Source organism: Cardiobacterium sp. (genome assembly GCF_057314735.1).
Genome location: NZ_DBHKZK010000034.1, coordinates 1 through 20124 on the forward strand (window position 1 = coordinate 1; position 20124 = coordinate 20124).

A 20124-nucleotide genomic window follows, 5' to 3' on the forward strand; every position below is an offset into this window, starting at 1 on the left:
CGGACGCATTTTGCGTGGGTACCCGCCCGCTGCGGGCTTCGCCTGCGGGGGAGGGGGAATTTCGCTTTTACCCGCATACTCCAAACAAGTTCTCAGGCGTCTTCGGTGCCGCTGCCGTGTCCCATGCTGTGAATGATGGCGTCGTTGTCGCGCCAGTTTTCTTTGGTCTTGACGTGGTTGCGCAGCATCACTTTTTTTTCCAGCAGCGCTTCCAGCTCTTCCCGCGCGCGCTGGCCGATGAGGCGCAGCGTCTGGCCGCCTTTGCCGATGACGATGCCTTTTTGGCTGTCGCGCTCCACCATGATGGTCGCGTCAATTTCCACCAGGCGCTCATCTTCCTGGTATTGGTCAATGATGACGCCGAGGGCGTAGGGGATTTCCTGGTGCAGGTAGCGGAAGATTTTTTCGCGGATGATTTCGGCGGCCATGAAGCGCATCCCGGCGGTGGTAATGTGGTCTTCCGGGTATATCCACGGCTGTTCGGGCAGAAACGGGATGAGCGCGCGCTCCAGCGTGTCCAGATTCTGCCGTTGTTGCGCCGAGACGGGGATGATGGCTCGCCAGTCACCAAGCGTCTGGATGTGTTCGAGTTCTTTGAGCAGCACGCTTTTGTCGCGCAGGCGGTCGATTTTGTTCGGTACCTGGATGACGGGCTTGCCGCCCTCAGCGAGTGCTTTGGCGATGCGCGCGTCTTCGTCCGTCCAGCGGCCGGCCTCGCTGACTTGCAGGATGAGTTCGACGTAGTCCATGCTCTGCCAGGCGGTGCGGTTCATGTGGCGGTTGATGGCTTTTTCCCGGCTTTGGTGGATGCCGGGGGTATCGACGAAGATGATTTGGTTGTCGCCCGTGGTGTGGATGCCAAGCAGCGCGTGCCGCGTGGTCTGCGGTTTTTTGCTGGTGATGGCGATTTTCTGGCCGATGAGGTGGTTAATCAGGGTGGATTTGCCGACGTTGGGGCGGCCAACGACGGCGATGTGTCCGGCGCGTGTGTTCATGGGGTTCCTGGGGTTGGTGGAGGGCTATATACATACACTTGAGCGCTCAAGGTGTATGTATAGCCATCCACCGAAAGCCTCATACGGTGTTGCGTCGCTTCGCCGTACAAAAGCGTACTGTCTTCAGCGACGCGCCTTGTCTGAAACTCTCGGTGGATGGCTATAAACGGGCTGGCTCGGGCAGGTCGGTGGCGGTTCTCTCGCGGTCATGCCGGTTGAGGTCGTTGTTGTGCCGCAGATGTTGTTTGATGTCCTCCCGGCGCTCAAGGGCGGCGTTGATGCTCTGGCGGCGCGCAGCCTGTTGCTTGGCGGGGGTGGTGTTGAGAGTGTTCCAGCTGTGGCTGGAGACGATGTCGCCGCTTTGGGTGCTCTTCCAGGCAAGGAGCGGGGTGCCGTCCGGGGCGTAGAGGCTTTCGCCTTCTTCGCAGTAGAAGGCGGTGAAGCAGCTGCCAATGCGCCCATGCTGGTATTCGAGGGCGAGGATGTGGCCGTCGTCGTAGTAGTAGCGCGTGCCTGCGGTGGCGTAGCCGCCGATGCCGTAGAAGCCGTCGTCACTGCCGGGACGGGGTTTTTGCGCGACGAGGCGGCCGTTATGGTAGTAGCTCAGGTATCCGGCGGGCTGGCCGTCATGGTAGTGCTGGATGGCGTACACGCTGCCGTCCTGGTTGTACCAGACGAGTTTGCTGTCAGCGTTGATGATGAGGGTGGCTTGTGGGTCACCGTAGCGGTTGAGGATGTAGGGCGCGGTACGCGGGCGGTCGCTGTTTTGGTAGTAGTCCTGGATGACCAGGCGGCCATCGGCGGTTTCGCCCAGGATTTTGCGTGAGCCGTTGTTGGCGGGGATGTTTTTGGCGGAGGGGTAGGGGGTGTAGGTGATGTCGGTTTTGGCGGCTGTGGCGGCGTCGTATGTGCTGGCGGGCTGCGGCAGCAGGGTTGGCGGAGCGTCCATGTTGTCGGGCTCAGGGGCGGCGCTGCTCAAGGTGCGCAGGTTGTAGCGGATGTAGGGGTTGGAAGCGGGGTCGCTGTTCGGTTCGGCGGCAGCGGGCAGGCTGGCGGCGAGGGCGAGCAGGAGGGGAAGGGCGATGTGTTTGCGGTTCATGGGCATTCCTGGGTTATTCGTGTTTGCTGCTTTGGTACTGCGCGAGCAGGTCGGCAGCGGCTTCTTGTTCGGCTTTTTTGCGGCTGTTGCCGCGCGCGGTGGCGCGGTAGTCGCCGCTGGTCGCTTCTATCTGGAACTCACGCGCGTGTTCGGGGCCGGTTTCGCTGATGATTTGGTAGTCCGGCAGCGGCAGGCCGCGTCCTTGCAGGTATTCTTGCAGTTGGGTCTTGGCGTCTTTGAGGCGGGTCGCGCTTTCCGGCAGGGCGGCGAGGTCGTCGGCGATGAGGGCGAGGGTGATGCGTTCGCAGGTGGGGTAGTCGCTGTCGAGGTACACCGCCGCAATCAGCGCTTCGACGGCGTCGGCAAGGATGGAGTCGCGCCGCGCGCCGCCGCTTTTCAGTTCGCCGCTGCCGAGATGCAGGTATTGGCCGAGGCTCAGGCGGCGGGCGATGGCGGCGAGGTTCTGCCCGCTGACGATGGTGGCGCGCAGGCGGGTCAGCCCGCCTTCGGGGACGTTGCCCCGGTTGCGGTAGATCCAGATGCTGCTGATGGTTTCGAGCAGGGCGTCGCCGAGGAATTCGAGGCGTTCGTTGTGCGCGGCGCTGTGGCTGCGGTGGGTCAGGGCGCGGGTGAGCAGGGCAGGGTCGCGGAAGGGGTAGTTGAGGGCGTGTTCGAGGGGGTGCATTGTTGTTATCGGGTTTGGTGGGCTATTTGGATAGCGGGAGATGCGGGCAAACCCCACCCCGTCCCCTCCCCCACAGGGGGAGGGGGGATTTCTTTTTACATACACTTGAGCGCTCAAGGTGTATGTAAACGGCTCCAGCAGGGACGGTTAGCGCAGCGACAATTTATTGTTCGTGCAGCGACGAGTATTGCTCGCGCAGCGAGAGAGCGACTGTCTGTTTCGTTTGGTGGGCGGTTACGGGCTTCGCCCTAACCGCCCCTACGCGAGCTGCGGGAAGGGGGTGTTGGGTTACGCGCTGCGCGCTAACCCAACCTACGGCAGCTGTTTCCACCCCGAACCGCCACGAGAGATAGCAGGGTTGGTGTTGTGCGCCGAGGCGCACCCTATGGTGGTTTTATGGAGGCGGTTTTGTTGGTGGGGCAAGCCCCACCCTACGGTGTCGGGTTAGCGGATGCTTTTGCCGATGTGGTCGCAGTCGCCTTTGCCGAGGATGCAGTTGCTGTTCATCCAGATGACGGTCGCTTTGCCGACCAGGTTCGCTTCCGGGACGAAGCCCCAGGCGCGGCTGTCTTCGCTGTCGTCGCGGTTGTCGCCCATGACGAAGTAGTGTCCCGTCGGTACGGTCAGGCTGCCTTCGGCCATGCCGGGGCGGTTGTTCGGGTTTTCGGGGTAGAGTTGGGCGCGGTGGTTGCCATAGCCGGAAAGGGTTTCTTCGTAGATGGCGGCGGGGATGTGGAAGGTGTGCTCGCCGTAGTTGCGCGCGACTTCGCGGGTCTCGCCGGTCGGCAGCAGCGGCTGTTCTTCGCCGTTAATCCAGACGTGGTCGTGGTCGTAGCGGATGTGGTCGCCGGGCAGGCCGATGATGCGTTTGATGTAGTGCAGGTTGGGGTCGTTCGGGTAGCGGAAGACGACGACGTCGCCGCGCTGGACGCTGCCGGTCGGGATGATGGTGCTGCGCAGTACCGGCAGTTTGATGCCGTAGCTGTATTTGCTGGTGAGGATGAAGTCGCCGTCGTAGAGGTTCGGCTCCATCGAGCCGGAGGGGATGCGGAACGGCTCCCACATGAAGGAGCGGATAAACCAGACGATGAACAGCACCCAGAACATGCCGCTGAAGAATTCGATGGTTTTTTCTTTGGGGTAAACGGGGTGTTTGGTCCAGTAGAGTTCGGCGCCTTTGAGCGGCTCCTGCTGGGTGAGTTTGTGCTGCGCGCGGTCGAAGGCTTTTTGGTGGCGGCGCGGCACGCCTTTGGCGCTCTGGATGATGGTGGCGAGGCGGTTGGCGTAGGTGATGCGGTCTTCCTGGGTCTCTTCGCCGCGTTTGAAGACGCGGTAGAGGTGGCGGCGCATTTTGCGGTAGCTGAAGCTGTCGATGATGTAGAAGCCGAGGCAGAGGAGGACGGTGAGGGTGAGGATGAGTTCGAAGTGGGTCATGAATCCGGCGAGGATGTTCTGGAGGGTGTTCATGTGCGGTTTTCCTTAGTTGCTGTTGTTATCGACTTTGAGGACGGCGAGGAAGGCTTCTTGCGGGATTTCGACGCTGCCGACCTGTTTCATCCGTTTTTTGCCCGCTTTTTGTTTTTCCAGCAGTTTGCGTTTGCGGGTGACGTCGCCGCCGTAGCATTTGGCCAGCACGTTTTTGCGCAGGGCTTTGACGGTGGAGCGGGCGATGATTTGGTTGCCAATTGCCGCCTGGATGGCGACTTCAAACATTTGTCGCGGGATGAGGTCGCGCATTCGCTCCACCAGGTCGCGCCCGCGTGATTGGGCGTGCTCGCGGTGGATGATGATGGAGAGCGAGTCCACTTTGTCGCCGTTGATGAGGACGTCGAGGCGGACGAGGTTGGCCGGGTCGAAGCGGAGAAATTCGTATTCGAATGAGGCGAAGCCGCGCGATACCGACTTGAGGCGGTCGAAGAAATCCAGCACCACTTCGCTCATCGGCATTTCGCAGCGCAGCTGCACTTGATGTCCGGCATATTGCATATCTTTTTGTACGCCGCGTTTTTCGATGCACAGTCCCAGCACCGCGCCGACGTATTCTTTCGGCATGAGGATGTTGGCGATGATGATGGGTTCACGGATTTCGGCGATGTGGTTGGTGGCGGGCAGTTTGCTCGGATTGTCGATGTGCAGCGTTTCGCCAGCGGTGGTTTCCACTTCATAGACAACCGTCGGCGCGGTGGTGATGAGGTCAAGGTCGTATTCGCGCTCCAGCCGCTCCTGCACGATTTCCATGTGTAGCATGCCGAGGAAGCCGCAGCGGAAGCCGAAGCCAAGCGCCTGCGAGGTTTCCGGTTCGTAGAAGAGTGAGGCGTCGTTCAGGCGCAGCTTGGCGAGTGCTTCGCGCAGGTCTTCATAGTCGTCCGATTCCACCGGGAACAGCCCGGCGAAAACGCGCGGTTGTACTTTTTGGAAACCGGGCAGGCGTTCGGCGGTGGGGCGGGCGGCGTCGGTCAAGGTATCGCCGACCGGGGCGCCGTTGATGTCCTTGATGCCGGCGATGACAAAGCCGACTTCGCCCGCGCGCAACTCGCTGCGGTCCTGCGCCTTCGGCGTGAAAATGCCGAGCTTGGTGATGAGATGCTCGTCGCCGCTGCTCATCACCCGCATTTTCTGCTTGACCTTGAGCGTGCCGTCAAACACGCGCACCAGCGACACCACGCCGACGTAGCTGTCAAACCACGAGTCGATAATCAGCGCCTTCACCGGCGCGTCCGGGTCGCCCGTCGGCGCGGGGATTTTTTCGATAATCTGCTCCAGCAGGTCTTCGATGCCCTCGCCGGTTTTCGCGCTCACTTTCAGCGTCTCGGCGGTATCCAGCCCGATGATTTCCTCGATTTCTTCCATCACCCGCTCCGGCTCGGCAGACGGCAGGTCAATCTTGTTGAGGACGGGCAACACTTCCAGATTCTGCTCGATGGCGGTGTAGCAGTTCGCCACCGACTGCGCCTCCACGCCCTGCGCCGCGTCCACCACCAAGAGCGCGCCCTCGCAGGCATACAGCGAGCGCGACACTTCATAAGAGAAGTCCACGTGGCCGGGGGTGTCGATGAAGTTGAACTGATACGTCTGCCCGTCGCGCTTCGAGGTGTAATTGAGCGACACACTCTGCGCCTTGATGGTGATGCCGCGCTCGCGCTCCAAATCCATCGAATCCAGCACCTGCGCCTCCATTTCGCGCTCGGAGAGGCCGCCGCACATCTGGATGAAGCGGTCGGAGAGCGTGGATTTGCCGTGGTCAATGTGGGCGATGATGGAGAAATTGCGGATGCGCTCAAGCATGGGGCGGTTCGGGGCTGGTTGAAAGGGGCGGCATTATAGCCGCTTCACGCGCGCTCTTTACAGTTACCGCAATCCACACAAGGCTCTACGCGGCGTTGTCTGTCGCGTTGTCCACATTTTTTGGGGATAAACGCGGCGGGCGGGCAGGGCGGTATTCGAGTGGTGTTATCCACAAATCCGCTACTGGCGCGGCGGTGAAAATGGCAAGCGGAAAAAACGCTTTGTTTACCGCTGTTTCTTGCAATGATGTATTTTTGCACGGATTTTTGTCCCACCGCGATTTGTACGGTGGCAGGCAAACGGCGGTGTGCATTGCGATTTTTGGCGAAATCGCGCGAGTTATCCACCGGGTTATCCACAGCCGCCCTTCCCGGCAAAATGACGCGCATAAAAAAGCGGTTCGGCTACGCGCCGAACCGCTTCTCGCCCGGAATTTCAGCGCAAGGGCCGGATGCCGACCGCGTCGCGTACCGCGTCCAGCAGTGGCCGGGTGTGTTTGCGCGCCTTGGCCGCGCCCGCCTGGAGGATGTCTTCAATCCGCGCCGGGTTGGCGGTGAGTTCGCGGTAGCGCTCGCGCGGCTCACGCAGTTCGGCGTTGATTTGTTCAAACAGCGCCTGTTTGGCGTCGCCCCAGCCGATGCCCTCGGCGTAGCGCTGGCGCATCGCCGCCTGTTCGTCGCGGCTGGAGAAGGAGCGGTAAATCTCGAAGATGGTGGATTCGTCCGGGTTTTTCGGCTCGCCCGGCTCTTGTGAGTTGGTGACGATTTTCATGATTTGTTTGCGCAGCGCCTTTTCGTCTTCAAAGAGGGCGATGGTGTTGCCGTAGCTTTTGCTCATTTTGCGCCCGTCCAGCCCGGTGAGCAGCGCCACGTCTTCGCCGACGACGGCTTCCGGCAGCACGAACAGTTCGCGGTAGCGGTGGTTGAAGCGTCCGGCGATGTCGCGCGCCATTTCCACGTGCTGGATTTGGTCGCGCCCGACCGGGATGTGGGTGGCGTTGAAGATGAGGATGTCCGCCGCCATCAGCACCGGATAGGAAAACAGCCCCATCGAGATGCCGTGGTCGGGGTCGGTATTGCCCTCGGCGAGGTTGGCATCGACTGAGGCCTTGTAGGCGTGGGCGCGGTTCATCAGCCCCTTGGCGCAGACGCAGTTGAAAATCCAGGTTAGCTCTGGCACTTCGGGAATATCCGACTGGCGGTAGAAAGTGATAGTTTCCGGGTCAAGGCCGCAGGCGAGCCAGGTGGCGGCGACGGCGAGCGTCGAGCGGTGGATTTGTTCCGGGTCGTGGCATTTGATGATGCCGTGGTAGTCGGCGAGGAAGAGGAAGGATTCTTCACCGCTGGCGCGGCTTTCGGCAATCGCCGGGCGCACCGCGCCGACGTAGTTGCCGAGGTGGGGGATGCCGGTAGTGGTGATACCGGTCAAGACGCGTTTGTGGCTCATGGAGGGTTCCTGGTGTGAATGAATGATGCGGCGATTATAAGCGCAATGACCGCCCGCGGCGGCAGATGTGCATTCTTGTGGTTTTGAGTGCAGGCGGTGATGGTTTGAAAAAATGTTTGTTCAGGTGGTGATGACAAGTATCGCCAATTGGCACGATATTCGCTATAGTTAACGGAGAATCACGAAACTTTAATCTTGGATACCCGCCCCATGTGGAAATTTCTGAAAAAGACCTTTCGCCGCGCGCCGCAGCCGGTGGTCGCACAAGTCCCGGTTGCGGGGCTGGCGTACTATCGCGCCGAAGACCTCGCCTCGCTCATGCACCGCGGCGACCTGCTTGACCTGCGCCACGAGCCGGACAACCCGCACGACGCCAACGCCGTGATGATTTTCTGGCACCACAACAAAATCGGCTACGTCCCCAGCGAATACGCGCGCGACCTGCAAGGCCTGCTGGATCGTCACGACACACTCTGCGGCAAAATCGTCGAAATCGACCCGCATAGCGACGAACACCGCTGGGTCAAATTCAACATCTACCCGCCGCGGAAAAACCTCTGATGCAGCAACTCTTTCCGGCGCGCATCGCTGCCGACCGCACTGCCTGGCAAGCGCTGCTCGCGCGCGAAGGCATCCGTGGCGAAAGCCACCTGGACGCCGTCTATGGCATCCACGCCGACGACGGCACGCTCATTGCCACCGGCGCGCGCTATCGCAACATCCTGAAATGTATCGCCATTGACCACGAACACCAGGGCGGCAGCCTCTTCAACACCCTGATGAGCGCGCTGATGAACGACGTCCATCGCGCCGGATACCACGCCTGCTACGTTTACACCAAAGCCAGCGCGCGCGACGCCTTCGCCTGGCTCGGCTTCCGCGAAATCGCCCACGTTGACGACAAACTGTATTTCCTCGAAAACGCGCTGCACGGTCTGCCACAATACCTGGAAACCCTGCGCGGCGAATACGTCGCGGGGGCGCGCATCGCCGCCATTGTCATGAACGCCAACCCGTTTACCAACGGCCACCGCTACCTTGTCGAAAAAGCGGCGCGCGAAAACGACGTCGTCCACCTCTTTGTCCTGAGCGAAGACCTGTCGCACTACCCCGGCTCGGTGCGCCTGGCGCTGGTACAGGCGGGCATCGCACCGCTGAAAAACGTTCACGTCCACCCGACCGGCGATTACATCATCTCCGCCGCCACCTTCCCCTCCTACTTCCTCCGCGAAGACGACGACGTCACCACCATCCAGGCGCGGCTGGACGCGCGCATCTTCAAGGAACACATCGCGCCCGCGCTCGGTATCACGAAACGCTACGTCGGCCACGAACCCTACAGCGCCGCGACCGCCATTTATAACGAAGCGCTGCAACAAGAATTTGCCACCGCGCCGCCGCTTGCGCTGGAAATCGTCGAACGCCTGCGCGCGGATGGCGCCTACATCAGCGCCTCGCGCGTGCGCGAACTGATTGCGGCAGGCAACCTTGACGCGGTGCGCCCGCTGGTACCGCCGACGACCTTTGCCTATCTGCAAGGCAGCGAACTGCCCGCGCTGGGCGCCTGAGCCGCACCGCCGAAAGATGAGCCCCTGCCATGCAGGGGCTTTTTCATATAGTAAACGTAGGCCGGCCATTCATGGCCGACATCAAAAAATGTCGGGCACAAGTGCCCGACCTACGCTGGTTTTTCGCCTGCCGCGCCGGGGGGATGGCGCAGCCGATACGCACCGTGGGTATTTTGGGCGGGCGCTTATAACGCCGTGAGAAAGGTCAGCAGGCCGAGGATGACACCGCAGGCATTGGGCGTGATGAGTATCCAGTCCTTTTTCGGCTCCTGCGTCCAGCCGTACATGACCCAGATGGCGCAGGAAACGGCAGCGGTCAGCGGTTGCAACGGCTGCGCCTTGGCGCCGTGCAGGTTGGCGCTGATTTGCGGGATGTAGGCGAGGAAGACGAAGATGCCAAGCGCGGCGCCGATGCTGCCGATCAGGTTATGGATTTGATGCTTGCGCCATTTTTTGCGGGATTGCAGGAAGCGAGGCAATTTCATGGGGAGCTCCTTGGGTGGTGGGTTAGCCGAGGCGGACGGTTTCAAGGTCATCGAAACTGCGGCCAAGGAAGCGTTCGCCGATGGCGCGGAAGCGCAGCGGGATGTCGCTGACGCAGTAGCGGTAATGCGCGCTGTCGCTGCCTTGCCGCAAGAGTCCTGCGGCGGCGAGCGCGCGCGCAGTGTGTTCGGCGGTGGTGGTGGCGGAATCGACCAGTGCGAGGCGCGGGGCTTCTTCGCGCAGCAGTGGTTTGAGCAGCGGGTAGTGGGTGCAGCCGAGAACGAGGGTGTCGGCGTCGTCGGCCAGTATCGGCTTCAGGTATTCGCGCACGGTGAGGCGGGTGACGTCGTGCTCCAGCCAGCCTTCTTCCACCAGCGGCACCAAGAGCGGGCAGGCCTGCGATTGTACCCGCGCCTGCGGGTCGTGCGCGTGGATGGCACGGGCGTAGGCGTTGCTGTTCACCGTGGTGTTGGTGGCGATGACGGCGATGTGGTGATTGCGGCTGGTGCGCAGTGCCGCCTGCGCCCCGGCGCTGATGACGTCCAGCACCGGCAGTCCGCCCGCCTGGGCGCGGATGGCATCGCCGGCGACGGCGGCGATGGTGTTGCAGGCGATGACCAGCGCTTTGACCCGCTGCGCGAGGAGAAACGCCACGATTTGCGCGCTGTAGGTTTCGATGGTGGCGCGTGATTTGACGCCGTAAGGCACGCGGGCGGTGTCGCCGTAGTAGATGAGGTGTTCGAGCGGCAGACGTTCCATTAGCGCGCGGACGACGGTGAGGCCGCCAACGCCGCTGTCGAAGACGCCGATGGGGCGGTTTTGCAGAGTGTCAGTCATGGGGACGCAGGGCAACGGTAAAGGCGCAAGGATACAGGATTTGCGCGGCGGGCGGCGGCGGCGCGGGCGGCGTGTGCTACACTTCGCGCCAGTTTTTCCCACGGGAGTGTGTTGTAAATGTTTGATTTTTCCAAGAAGCTGGTGTTGTTCGACCGCGATGGCGTCTTGAATGAAAACGCGGCGGTGCGGCGGCCGGAGGAGTTGCGCCTCTTGTCCAACGCCCTGCGCGGCATCGCCCGCCTCACCCAGGCCGGATTCCGCGTCGGTGTCTGCACCAATCAGGGCGCGATTGCCCACGGCGCGCTGGATGAGGCGATGCTGGCGCGCATTCACGCGCGGCTGCTGTTGGTGGTGCGCGAGTTCGGCGGCGACATCGCCCGCATTGTTTTTTGCGCCAGCGCCGATGCGGCGCATCCGTGGCGCAAGCCCAATCCGGGGATGCTGCTTGATCAGGCGGCGTTTTTTGGTGTGGCGCTCGCGGGCGTGCCGTTTGTCGGCGACAGTCTCGCCGATGTGCAGGCGGCGCGGGCGGCAGGCGCGGCTCCGGTGCTGGTGAAAACCGGCAACGGTCGCGTGGTGGCGCACAAGTGGCGCGGCAAGCTGGAGGATGTCGCGGTCTATGCCAATGTGGAAACGGCAGTTGAGAGTTGGTTAAAGGAGGCGGCGTGATGCGCGGGTTTCGCACGGTGTTGTTCAAGGTGCTGTTTGTGCCAGTCACCATTTTGTGGACGATTTTTATTGTCTGCCTGATTGTGCTGCCGTTCCCGCTGCGGCTGCGCCTCGCCTTCGGCTGGGGTTACAGCACGATTTGGCTGGCGCGGCTGGTGTGCGGCATCAAGTGGGAGATTCACGGGCTGGAGCAGATGCCGCCCGGTGCCTGCGTGCTGCTGGTTAATCACCAGTCCACCTGGGAGACGGCGTTTTTGCCGAAGCTGAAAATGCGGCAGGTGTGGGTGCTGAAGCGTGAGTTGATGTGGTTGCCGTTTTTTGGCTGGGCGCTGGCGGTGCTGCACCCGATTCCCATCAACCGCAAGGATGGACGACGGGCGATGCAGAAGGTGATTGAGCAGGGGCGGCAACGCATTGAGGCGGGTTATTCGGTGATTCTCTTCCCGGAGGGGACGCGCGCGCCGTTTGATGCGCCGTTGCCGTTCAAGGCGGGGGCGGCGCGGCTGGCGGCGGCGCTGGGTGTGCCAGCGGTGCCGGTCGCGCACAATGCCGGGCAGTTCTGGCCGAAACGTGGCCTGATGCACCCCGGCACGGTGCAGGTGGTGGTCGGCGAGCCGATTGACCCGGCGGGGAAAACGGTCGCGGAAATCAACGCGGCGGCAGAGCGCTGGGTCAATGAAACCCGCGCGCGGCTGGTCGCGGCGGAAAAAGCGCGGCGCGGGGAGGCGTGATGGCAGATTTTGCAGGACAGGAAGAGCGGCTGCGTCAGCCGCCGCAGTCGCAGGATGCGGAGCAGGCGGTGCTGGCGGGCGTGTTGCTCGACGGCGAAATGTGGGACCGCGTCGCCGGGCGCGTTGAGGCGGTGGATTTCTACAGCCGCGCGCACCAGCTCATTTTTCAGGCGATGGCGACGGTGGCGTCGCGCAGTCAGCCGCTGGATATTGTTACCGTCGCCGATGCGCTGCGCGAGCGGGGTGAGCTGGAAAACAGCGGCGGCACCGCCTATCTCTCCAGCCTCGCCGATGCCTACGGCAGCGCGCAGAACGTCGTCGCCTACGCCGACATCGTGCGCGAGGCGTCCATCCTGCGCTCACTCTTAAAAAGCAGCGGCGACATCGCGCAGAGCGTTTACTTCCCGGAAGGGCGCACCGCCGCGCAACTGCTGGACAGCGCCGAGCAGCGCGTGTTCGACATCAAAAACCAGTACCAGAAAAACGAGCGCGACGGCTTCCACCAGATGAAAACCGTGCTGGCCGACACCGTCGCCTACATCCAGGAAATCGGACGACGCGGCACCGACGTCATCGGCATCCCCACCGGCTTCAAGGATTTGGACAAAATGACCGCCGGAATGCAGGCGGGCGACCTCATCATCATCGCCGGACGCCCCTCAATGGGCAAAACCACCTTCGCGATGAACATCGCCGAAGCGGTCGCCATTGGCGCCAAACTGCCGGTCGCCATCTTCTCGCTGGAAATGCCGGCGCGGGCGCTGGTGCTGCGGATGATGTCGTCGCTGGGCAGCATTGACCAGTCCGAACTGCGCAAAGGCGAAATCAAGGGCGAAAACGAACGGCGCAAACTCACCATCGCCGTCAGCCAGCTGCAAAACGCGCCGATATACATCGACGACGGCTCCAACCTCACCGCCACCGACCTGCGCGCGCGAGTGCGGCGGCTGAAAAGCGAAGTAGGCGATTTGGGACTGGTGCTGGTCGATTACCTGCAACTGATGCAACTGCCGGACAGCCGGGGCAACGACAACCGTGCCGCGCTGGTCGGCGAAATCTCGCGCGCGCTCAAACTGCTCGCCAAAGAAATGGACGTGCCGGTGATTGCGCTGTCGCAACTGTCGCGCCAGGTGGAAAGCCGCCCGAACAAGCGCCCCATCATGTCGGACATCCGTGAATCCGGCGCGATTGAGCAGGACGCGGACGTCATCATGTTCGTCTATCGCGACGAAGTGTATAACCCGGACTCACCGGAAAAAGGCATCGCCGAAATCGTCATCGGCAAACAGCGCAACGGCCCGATTGGCACGGTCAAACTGAGCTTTCAGGGGCAGTACCTGCGCTTCGGCGATCTCGCCCACGGCTACGGCGGCGGCGCGGTACAGGAAGGGTTTGATGACTGAGGCGCCCCGTGAGGCGGGATGGCCATAAAAGCCGTATGCCAGTGCATACGGCTTTTCTTTGGCGTGAAGCGATAAAAAACCCCGCGGCGCGGGGTTTTCTGTGGATGGAAGACGGTTTTAGCGGGCGCTTTGCGGCGGTGCGGGGCGGAATTGCAGTTCGCTGTTGTCGCCACTGATGGTGAGGCTGTCGCCCTCGCGTTTGAGGTGTTTGACCGCGCTCATCGCTTCGAGGTAGTCGCTTTCGAGGCGCATCGCTTCGACCGGCCCGGCCATCAGCGTGGTCGTCGGCGGTTCGGGGTGTTCGATGTTGCCGCCGCGGATTTTTACCGGCACGCGGTAGTGGTTGATGGCGGAGACGCCGGTGAAGGCGTCTTTTTCCTGGGTGAGGGTGACGGTGCCATCCTGGACGTTCAGCGGTTTGCCGTTGAGCTGGCCGGCGACGAGTACCCATTGGCTGCCGCTGCGCGGGCTGTCTCCGGCGCTGATGTTGCCGGGGTTGCTGTCGGCCTGGCAGGCGGCGAGCAGGGTGGCGCCGAGGAGGGCAAAGGCGTGGTGTGTTGTTTTCATGGTGTTTTCCCCTGGTTGTTTTGCAGGTGGCGTTTGACCGCTTCTTGCGGGGTCTCGCTTTTGCCCGCTTCGGAAGCTGCCGGTTCTGACGGGTTTTTGTCGGGTGATGGTGCAGGTGGCTCCGCCGGCGTGGGTTTGGCAACCGGTTTGGGCGGGACGGGCGCGGGTTTTTCTGCCGGTTGGGCGGCGGGAGCTGCCGGGGCGCTGTCGCCGCTGTCTGCGGCGAAGCCGAGGGTGATGGTTTTGTTTTGCCGTTTTTCGATTTGTTTTTGCAGGGTTTCTTTGTCCATCAGTGCGCGCGCGCCGCTGCTGAGCTGGTGATAGACGTTTTTGTAGCCGTCGGCGAGTTGTTCGACGGCGTCGGCGGTGCGGATGAAGTGGCCGTTGACGTTGTTGCGGTAGTCGGCGAAGGCTTTTTTCAGCGCTTCGTGCTCCTGGCGCAAGGTGTCGCTTTCTTCTTGCAGGTCTTCGGCGTGGTGCTGGTTGGTGTTTTTGATAATCCAGACGAGGACGGCGCCGATAAAGAAGCCGATGGCAGCGGCGACGATGATGCTGGGGCTCATGGTGTCTCCTGTAGGTTTATGGGTGTCCGTGAATTTTAGGCGTTTTTGGCGGTGACGGGGTGGAAGGTCAAGGTTTGGTCATGGTCGCGCAGGTGCAGGGGTTTGTTGAGGTAATGGCTGTCAATGACACCCTGGGCGACGGTGCCGTGCGTGTCGTGTCCGTAATCGAGCAGGGTGCCGACGGGTTTGTGGTGCGTGTTGTAGAGGGTGCGCTGACCGCTGGCAAGGCCGGGTGCGGTGGCGGTGGCGAGCTGGTGTTGCGGTTTTTTTTGATGCGGCGCGTGGTCGCGGGGCGCGAGGTGGAGGGTGTGCGGCGCGTAGTGTCCGGCGGTGTCGGCGTGGATTTCGGCGATACCGGCGCGGATACGGGCGGCATACCATGCTTCGCCGGGCAGGGCGTCTGGCAGTGGTTGTGCGCTGATGACGGGGATGAGTCCGGCAATGCCGCCAAGGCGGGCGATGCCGTCGTCGTGGTGGATGTGGCGTTCGGGGTCGGGGTTGTCGCCGGCAAGGGCGGCAAAATGCAGGGCGGTTTCTTCGAGGGTGATGTCGCGTGCGCCGGTGTGCTGGCGCAGTTGGGCGAGTGCCGCTGCGGCGACGGAGCGCGGCAGGCGCAGCAGGATGCCGTCCGGCCAGGGGATGAGCCAGAGTACGGCCAGCACTTTGTCGTGCGGGTTGCAGCAGGCGGCGCAGTGCCAGTAGCCGCGTGCGAGGGCGTCCTTGTCGCAGACGAGGTGTTCTTGCAGGAATGTCCCGGCGTCCGGTCCGGTGGCTTTCAGTATGAGGGTGTCATCTTTCATCGCGCGGTTTCCTGTGGATATTTGTGGTTTGGACGGTGATATTGTAGCATTTCGCGGGTAGTTTTGTGGCGTTATGCCGGGAGTGTGTGATGGATGCAAGGTTGGCGTGGCTGTCGCGGCGCGGTATCAAGGAGCTGGATTTGGTGTTGCAGGGTTTTTTGCAGGAGGACTACGCCACGGCAACGGCGACGGAGCAGCAGGCGTTCGCCGCGCTGCTGGAGTATCAGGATCCCGATATTCTTGACCGTCTTTTTCACGGGGTCGAGGACGATGACGCGGCGATTGCGGCGCTGGTGCGCAGGTTGCGCGCCCGCTCCGATGGTTAAGAATCTGTTCAAATTCCCCCGCAGACTCTAAACAGGTTCCAAGCGCAGTACGGCGCAACAACGGCGCGGATTCCGGCGGTTTCGGCGAAAATCGTGTATGATTTCCGAACCGTAACACTCGTTTCTGTAACCATGAAATATTTGACGCTTTTGCTTGCCTTGTGCGCTGCCGTGGCGCTCGCGAAGGATCCCGACAAGGTGAATGTATGGAGTATGGTGCGCGCGCCAAAAGGGGCGACACCGCAGGCGGTCGGTAGTGCCGCCAACGGCTGCCAGCTCGGTGCGCAGACGCTTGAAGCCGAAGGCGACGGCTTCATCAGTATCCGCCGCTGGCGCAACCGCTTTTACAGTCAGCCGATTACCCTGAAGCTGGTACGCCACGTTGGCCATGAAGTCGCCGCCACGCACGGCGCCAAAATCCTCATTGGCGACCTGAGCCAGCCGGTCGGCGGCGAAATGCCGTTCGGCCACAGCAGCCACCAGAACGGGCTGGACGTGGACATCTGGTTTTACACCGTGCCAAAGGGCAGCCAGCCGGACAAGGACGTGGAGCCGTCGTCGATGGTCGATGGCGCGGCAGGGACGCTTGTCCCCGGCCTGTGGCAGGCCGCCTACCGCGACGCGCTGCACGCCGCCGCCACCTTTCCCGAAACTAACCGCATCTTCGTCAATCCCGTCATCAAGGCGCATCTGTGCGATAGCGAATCCGACACCCGCTGGCTGCACAAAATCCGCCCGTGGATGGGCCACGACTCGCATTTCCACGTTCGCCTCAACTGCCCGCCCGGCAGCGCGGAGTGCATGACGCAGGCGGCGATTCCGCCCGGCGACGGCTGCAATGCCGACCTTTACAAATGGGTCGCCGACCAGAGCGATGCCATTCTGAATCCCAGGCCGCCAAAGCCGCCCAAACCGAAACCGCTCAAAACCCCGCCAGCGACCTGCACCGCCCTGCTTGCCCCGGAGTACCAGCCATGACCGAACTCCTCACCGCCGAAGCCTTTGCGCGCGAACTTGCCGCCACCATCAGCCGCCAGTTTCATGTGCGCGTCTCCATCCAGCTCAACGAACGCGAGCCGGAGCTGACCCTGCTTTACATCCACCTCGCGCAGCCGCTGACCCTGTCGTTGCAAGGCCTCTACCAGCACTACCAGCAGCACCCGGAAGAGCGCGAAAAACTGTTTGCCTTTGAACTCAAGCGCATCAGCGAATACAACGTGCAGCAGACGCCGGCGGACAACCCGGAAAACATCCTGCCGCAAATCAAAAGCGCGGGCTGGCTGCAAGACCTGCAACGGCGCATCTTTGCGCGCCAGCCGGAAAAAGAACTGAAAGCGCTGATGATGGTTCAGCCCTACCTCGCCGACCTCTTCATCTGCTACACCTACGAATGCGACGCCGGACTGCGCTACCTCTCGCCCGGCGAAGCGGAGGCGATGGGCTACGCCAACCCCGAGCTGCTGCGCACCCGCGCCGTGAAGAACCTGCGCAAACGCAAAGGGCAGAGCAAAATCTACGGCCTCGAAGGCGGCGCCTACAGCATGGTGCTGGACGGCGTCTATGACGTCTCGCTGCTGCTCATTCTCGACGAAATCCTGCCGCCGAGCTGGCTGCACAGCGCCGTCATCGCCGCACCGTCGCGGGGCGAGCTGCTCCTGGTCAAGGACGACAGCCCGGAAAACCTGCAAGAGCTGCAAACGCTTGTCGCAGAAGTCAGCGCAAAAACAGCGAACCCGGTTAGCCCGCACCTCTACCGCTGGCAGGACGGCCAACTGCGGCTATATCGCACCCGCAACGACTAGGCGCTGTTTACAATTCAAACCAGCCCCGTTGCGGGCTTCGCTCTGCGGTCGCCCACCAAACTACCCCCTCCCCCGTGGGGGAGGGTCGGGGTGGGGGCAGCAAACAAGCCGCGTTAGCGACGGTATACAAAACGAATTGCAAACAGCCCCTAGGTGTTTGCGATTTGAAAAATCCCCCTTCCCTGCAGGACGCGCCAGCGTCCGCAGCGAGAGAGGGGGCTTATCCGCCGAATGGTAAACAACGCCCAGGCGCCCGCTTCACATCCCGCCCCGCAGCGGCGCGCGGGTAACCGTTCGTCCGACAAAAATCTGTTACCATTCACCCACCTGAACACCACACTCCCGCCATGAAACGACGCCTGCTCCTCGCCCTGCTGACCCTTGCCCTCACCGCCTGCGGCTTCCACCTCAAAGGCAGCGAACGTGGCGACGGACACCTGCGCGAAATCAGCCTGCACTGGCCAAACGGCGCCGACCCCACCTTCCAGAACGCCCTGGAAGCCGCCTTGCAACAACAACACATCACCCTGAACGATGCCGCTGCGGTGCGCCTCCAGATAGACCCCACCGACCAGGACCGCATCCGCACCGCCATAGGCGGCAAAGGCGACACCCAGGAAATCGAACTCATCGACAGCGTCCACATCCGCCTCGAAAAAAACGGCGCGACACTGGGCGAACAAACCTTCAGCAGCCGCAGCAACGTGCGTTACCGCAGCAACACCTACCTCGGCAGCAGCGCCGAAGAAGACGAAGCGCACCAACAACTGGCGCGCGACAACGCCGACAAGCTCATCCGCTACACCAACGCCCGCACCCGATGAACCTCGCCGCGCCTGACGCCCCCCGCCACCTCAAACAGCACCCGCTGCCCGCCATCACCCTCATTCACGGCAGCGAAGCACTGCTCAACAGCGAAGCGCTGGATGCCGCCCGCGCCCGTGCCACCGCCGACGGTTACGACGAACGCCAACGCCTCTACGGCGACAGCCGCATCGACAGCCTCATCCAGGAGCTCGAAACCCCGTCGCTGTTTGCGCCGAAACGCCTGCTCGAACTCCACCTCGACGCCAAAAAAGCCGACAAGGCCACCGCCGACACCCTGCGCCGCCTCGCCGAACTGCGCCTCGACCATAGCCGCCTCATCATCTACGCCCCCAACCTCGACAAACCGCACACCACCGCCTGGTACAAGGCACTGTTCAGCCAGGGCAACCTCGCCATCGTGAGTACAGCGCTGTACCCGCCACAATTTGCCAAACAAATCGCGCAACGCCTGCAAGCGGCCAAACTGCGCCTGACCGACGCCGCCTGCGAACTGCTCATTGCCAACTGCCAGGGCAACCTCTTTGCCGCCAAACAGGCGATCGAACGCCTCACCATCCACCCGCAGGCCGAAAACATCATCGACGAAACCCTGCTGACCGACCTTCTTGACGACTTCTCCCAGTTCAACACCTTTGCCCTGAGCGACGCCATCCTCGGCGGCGACTGGCCGAAAGCGTACCGCGTCGCCGCCCGTCTGCAAGCCGAAAACCCGCGCGACACCACCCTGATTACCTGGCTCCTGCAGCGCGACGCCAGCCTGCTCATCGGCCTGCACAACGAACCGCAGCACCGCCACGGCGCGCTCTACCAACAATACAACATCTACGACAGCCAGCAGCGCCGCTATCAGGCAGCGCTCGGCAAACACCCGCCGCGCGCACTGCGCCTGCAACTGCGTCTGGCGGCCAAACTCGACCGCATCACCAAAGGCGCCGAACACGGCGACTACTGGCAAACCCTCAAACAGCACCTGCTAAACAACCAACAACGACAACCCGCATGAGCTACGTACCCCCCCGCAGAAAACGGCGCATCCCGCTCGACCTCGCAGAAAACACCCCCTACCAGGGCCGCATCATCAACTGGAACGACGAAAAAGGCTACGGCTTCATCCAGCTCATGCCCGGCCACGAAAACCTGTTCTTCCACATCAGCACCTTCGCCTACCACCACCGCCGCCCGGCGGCCGACACCGCCGTGACCGTGCTCGCCATCCCCGGCAACAAGGGCGGCTGGCAGGCGAGCCGGGTCCTCCTGCGCGAACACGAACACGCCATCATGGAAGACAGCATCTACGACATCGCCGAACACAGCCAGCCGAAAAAACTCGAAGGCTACACCTACGCCGCGCTTGACACCCTCTACTTCCTCGGCCTCACCCTCGTCTCCATCCCGCTCGGCATCACCAGCGCCATCCTCAGCATCCTCACCGTCGCCCTCTACCGCTACGACAAACGCGCCGCCGAAGAAAACCTGCAACGTGTCCCCAACAGCGCGCTGCATCTGGCGAGCCTCCTCGGCGGCTGGCCGGGGGCGCTCGTCGCGCGGCCATTCTTGCGTCACAAACTCAACCAAAAACGCTTCCGCGGCTTCTTCTGGGCAAGCATCGTCGCCAACTTCGGCATCCTCTACCTGCTCATCGCCTACCTGCCGCCGTACAACCCGCTCGTCAACTTCTAAAGGAACCCCATGAACGCCAGCGAACTGAAAACCCTCGTCCTCGAAAGCCTCGAAAGCCTCAAAGCCGTCAACATCGAAACCATCGACCTTGCCGGCAAAACCGACATTGCCGACTACATGATCATCGCCAGCGGCACCTCCGACCGCCACCTGCACGCCCTGGCCGACAAAATCCACGACGACAGCAAAGCCGCCGGCTGGCCGCCGCTCGGCATGGAAGGCGAAGACAGCCGCGACTGGGTACTGGTGGATTTGGGCGACATCATCGTCCACCTGATGCGCCCGGAAACCCGCGAACACTACGCCCTGGAAAAACTGTGGTCGCTGCCGCCAACACGCAGTTAGATACCATTTGAA

24 protein-coding genes are annotated in these 20124 nt (G+C 62.3%); 12 read left to right on the top strand and 12 right to left on the bottom strand.

Features of this window, described 5'->3' with window-relative positions; genetic code table 11:
* Window positions 1–92 precede the first annotated feature (92 nt).
* The 7 genes from era to trpS form a co-directional block, all read right to left on the bottom strand.
* Window positions 93–995 (bottom strand): GTPase Era, encoded by a 903-nt coding sequence (era, locus tag ACO54Z_RS03800; RefSeq protein WP_485995827.1) that lies wholly within the window; start codon window positions 993–995, stop codon window positions 93–95.
* Between the two features lie 160 nt (window positions 996–1155).
* Entirely contained in the window at window positions 1156–2094 is a 939-nt protein-coding gene (locus ACO54Z_RS03805) for a toxin-antitoxin system YwqK family antitoxin (RefSeq protein ID WP_485995828.1), read from the bottom strand.
* 13 nt (window positions 2095–2107) lie between these two features.
* On the bottom strand, window positions 2108–2779 hold the full coding sequence (rnc, locus tag ACO54Z_RS03810; RefSeq protein ID WP_485995829.1) for a ribonuclease III: 672 nt from the start codon (window positions 2777–2779) through the stop codon (window positions 2108–2110).
* A gap of 444 nt (window positions 2780–3223) precedes the next feature.
* A complete protein-coding gene (lepB, locus tag ACO54Z_RS03815) occupies window positions 3224–4246 on the bottom strand; it encodes a signal peptidase I (RefSeq protein WP_485995830.1) in 1023 nt (340 codons plus the stop codon).
* A gap of 12 nt (window positions 4247–4258) precedes the next feature.
* Window positions 4259–6064: a translation elongation factor 4 gene (gene lepA, locus ACO54Z_RS03820; protein WP_485995831.1), complete on the bottom strand. Its 1806-nt coding sequence runs from the start codon at window positions 6062–6064 to the stop codon at window positions 4259–4261.
* Window positions 6065–6108: 44 nt separating this feature from the next.
* Entirely contained in the window at window positions 6109–6453 is a 345-nt protein-coding gene (locus ACO54Z_RS03825) for a hypothetical protein (protein ID WP_485995832.1), read from the bottom strand.
* A 46-nt stretch (window positions 6454–6499) separates the two neighbouring features.
* The gene (gene trpS / locus ACO54Z_RS03830; protein WP_485995833.1) at window positions 6500–7510 is read right to left on the bottom strand and encodes a tryptophan--tRNA ligase; all 1011 of its coding nucleotides are present in this window, start codon (window positions 7508–7510) and stop codon (window positions 6500–6502) included.
* Between the two features lie 210 nt (window positions 7511–7720).
* On the opposite strand from trpS, the gene ACO54Z_RS03835 reads away from it, so the two are divergent.
* Window positions 7721–8071, top strand: coding sequence for an HIRAN domain-containing protein (locus ACO54Z_RS03835; protein WP_298079837.1), 351 nt, complete (start codon window positions 7721–7723; stop codon window positions 8069–8071).
* Window positions 8071–9078, top strand: coding sequence for a [citrate (pro-3S)-lyase] ligase (citC, locus tag ACO54Z_RS03840; protein ID WP_485995834.1), 1008 nt, complete (start codon window positions 8071–8073; stop codon window positions 9076–9078). The genes ACO54Z_RS03835 and citC overlap by 1 nt, the downstream gene beginning before the upstream one ends.
* A 185-nt stretch (window positions 9079–9263) precedes the next feature.
* On the opposite strand, the gene ACO54Z_RS03845 is transcribed toward citC, so the two are convergent.
* The gene (locus tag ACO54Z_RS03845) at window positions 9264–9563 is read right to left on the bottom strand and encodes a SemiSWEET family transporter (protein ID WP_485995835.1); all 300 of its coding nucleotides are present in this window, start codon (window positions 9561–9563) and stop codon (window positions 9264–9266) included.
* A gap of 22 nt (window positions 9564–9585) precedes the next feature.
* Entirely contained in the window at window positions 9586–10398 is an 813-nt protein-coding gene (gene murI / locus ACO54Z_RS03850) for a glutamate racemase (protein ID WP_485995836.1), read from the bottom strand.
* A gap of 117 nt (window positions 10399–10515) precedes the next feature.
* Here murI and ACO54Z_RS03855 point away from each other — a divergent pair, with 117 nt between their 5' ends.
* The 3 genes from ACO54Z_RS03855 to dnaB are packed head-to-tail and all read left to right on the top strand — an operon-like array spanning window position 10516 to window position 13201.
* Complete coding sequence (locus tag ACO54Z_RS03855; RefSeq protein WP_485995837.1) at window positions 10516–11067, top strand: D-glycero-alpha-D-manno-heptose-1,7-bisphosphate 7-phosphatase; 552 nt, start codon at window positions 10516–10518, stop codon at window positions 11065–11067.
* Window positions 11067–11798, top strand: coding sequence for a lysophospholipid acyltransferase family protein (locus ACO54Z_RS03860; RefSeq protein WP_485995855.1), 732 nt, complete (start codon window positions 11067–11069; stop codon window positions 11796–11798). Before ACO54Z_RS03855 ends, ACO54Z_RS03860 begins: the two co-directional genes overlap by 1 nt.
* Entirely contained in the window at window positions 11798–13201 is a 1404-nt protein-coding gene (dnaB, locus tag ACO54Z_RS03865) for a replicative DNA helicase (RefSeq protein WP_298081417.1), read from the top strand. Before ACO54Z_RS03860 ends, dnaB begins: the two co-directional genes overlap by 1 nt.
* Window positions 13202–13318: 117 nt before the next feature.
* On the opposite strand, the gene ACO54Z_RS03870 is transcribed toward dnaB, so the two are convergent.
* The 3 genes from ACO54Z_RS03870 to ACO54Z_RS03880 are packed head-to-tail and all read right to left on the bottom strand — an operon-like array spanning window position 13319 to window position 15131.
* Complete coding sequence (locus ACO54Z_RS03870; protein WP_298081418.1) at window positions 13319–13768, bottom strand: META domain-containing protein; 450 nt, start codon at window positions 13766–13768, stop codon at window positions 13319–13321.
* The gene (locus tag ACO54Z_RS03875) at window positions 13765–14331 is read right to left on the bottom strand and encodes a ZapG family protein (RefSeq protein ID WP_485995838.1); all 567 of its coding nucleotides are present in this window, start codon (window positions 14329–14331) and stop codon (window positions 13765–13767) included. The genes ACO54Z_RS03870 and ACO54Z_RS03875 overlap by 4 nt, the downstream gene beginning before the upstream one ends.
* Before the next feature lie 35 nt (window positions 14332–14366).
* Complete coding sequence (locus ACO54Z_RS03880; RefSeq protein WP_485995839.1) at window positions 14367–15131, bottom strand: YgfZ family protein; 765 nt, start codon at window positions 15129–15131, stop codon at window positions 14367–14369.
* A gap of 89 nt (window positions 15132–15220) precedes the next feature.
* Here ACO54Z_RS03880 and ACO54Z_RS03885 point away from each other — a divergent pair, with 89 nt between their 5' ends.
* From ACO54Z_RS03885 to rsfS, 7 genes are all read left to right on the top strand, one after another.
* Window positions 15221–15457: an FAD assembly factor SdhE gene (locus ACO54Z_RS03885; RefSeq protein WP_298081421.1), complete on the top strand. Its 237-nt coding sequence runs from the start codon at window positions 15221–15223 to the stop codon at window positions 15455–15457.
* A gap of 198 nt (window positions 15458–15655) precedes the next feature.
* On the top strand, window positions 15656–16435 hold the full coding sequence (locus ACO54Z_RS03890; RefSeq protein WP_485995840.1) for a penicillin-insensitive murein endopeptidase: 780 nt from the start codon (window positions 15656–15658) through the stop codon (window positions 16433–16435).
* Complete coding sequence (locus ACO54Z_RS03895) at window positions 16432–17259, top strand: DUF1444 domain-containing protein (protein ID WP_485995841.1); 828 nt, start codon at window positions 16432–16434, stop codon at window positions 17257–17259. The genes ACO54Z_RS03890 and ACO54Z_RS03895 overlap by 4 nt, the downstream gene beginning before the upstream one ends.
* Before the next feature lie 347 nt (window positions 17260–17606).
* Window positions 17607–18083, top strand: a complete 477-nt coding sequence (locus tag ACO54Z_RS03900; RefSeq protein ID WP_298079828.1) for an LPS-assembly lipoprotein LptE — start codon at window positions 17607–17609, stop codon at window positions 18081–18083.
* Window positions 18080–19090 (top strand): DNA polymerase III subunit delta, encoded by a 1011-nt coding sequence (holA, locus tag ACO54Z_RS03905; RefSeq protein WP_485995842.1) that lies wholly within the window; start codon window positions 18080–18082, stop codon window positions 19088–19090. The genes ACO54Z_RS03900 and holA overlap by 4 nt, the downstream gene beginning before the upstream one ends.
* Window positions 19087–19767 (top strand): DUF1294 domain-containing protein, encoded by a 681-nt coding sequence (locus ACO54Z_RS03910; RefSeq protein ID WP_485995843.1) that lies wholly within the window; start codon window positions 19087–19089, stop codon window positions 19765–19767. Before holA ends, ACO54Z_RS03910 begins: the two co-directional genes overlap by 4 nt.
* A 9-nt stretch (window positions 19768–19776) precedes the next feature.
* Window positions 19777–20112 carry a ribosome silencing factor gene (gene rsfS / locus ACO54Z_RS03915; RefSeq protein WP_298079825.1) on the top strand — a complete coding sequence of 112 codons (336 nt, stop codon included), beginning with the start codon at window positions 19777–19779 and terminating at the stop codon, window positions 20110–20112.
* The last annotated feature ends 12 nt before the right edge of the window (window positions 20113–20124 follow it).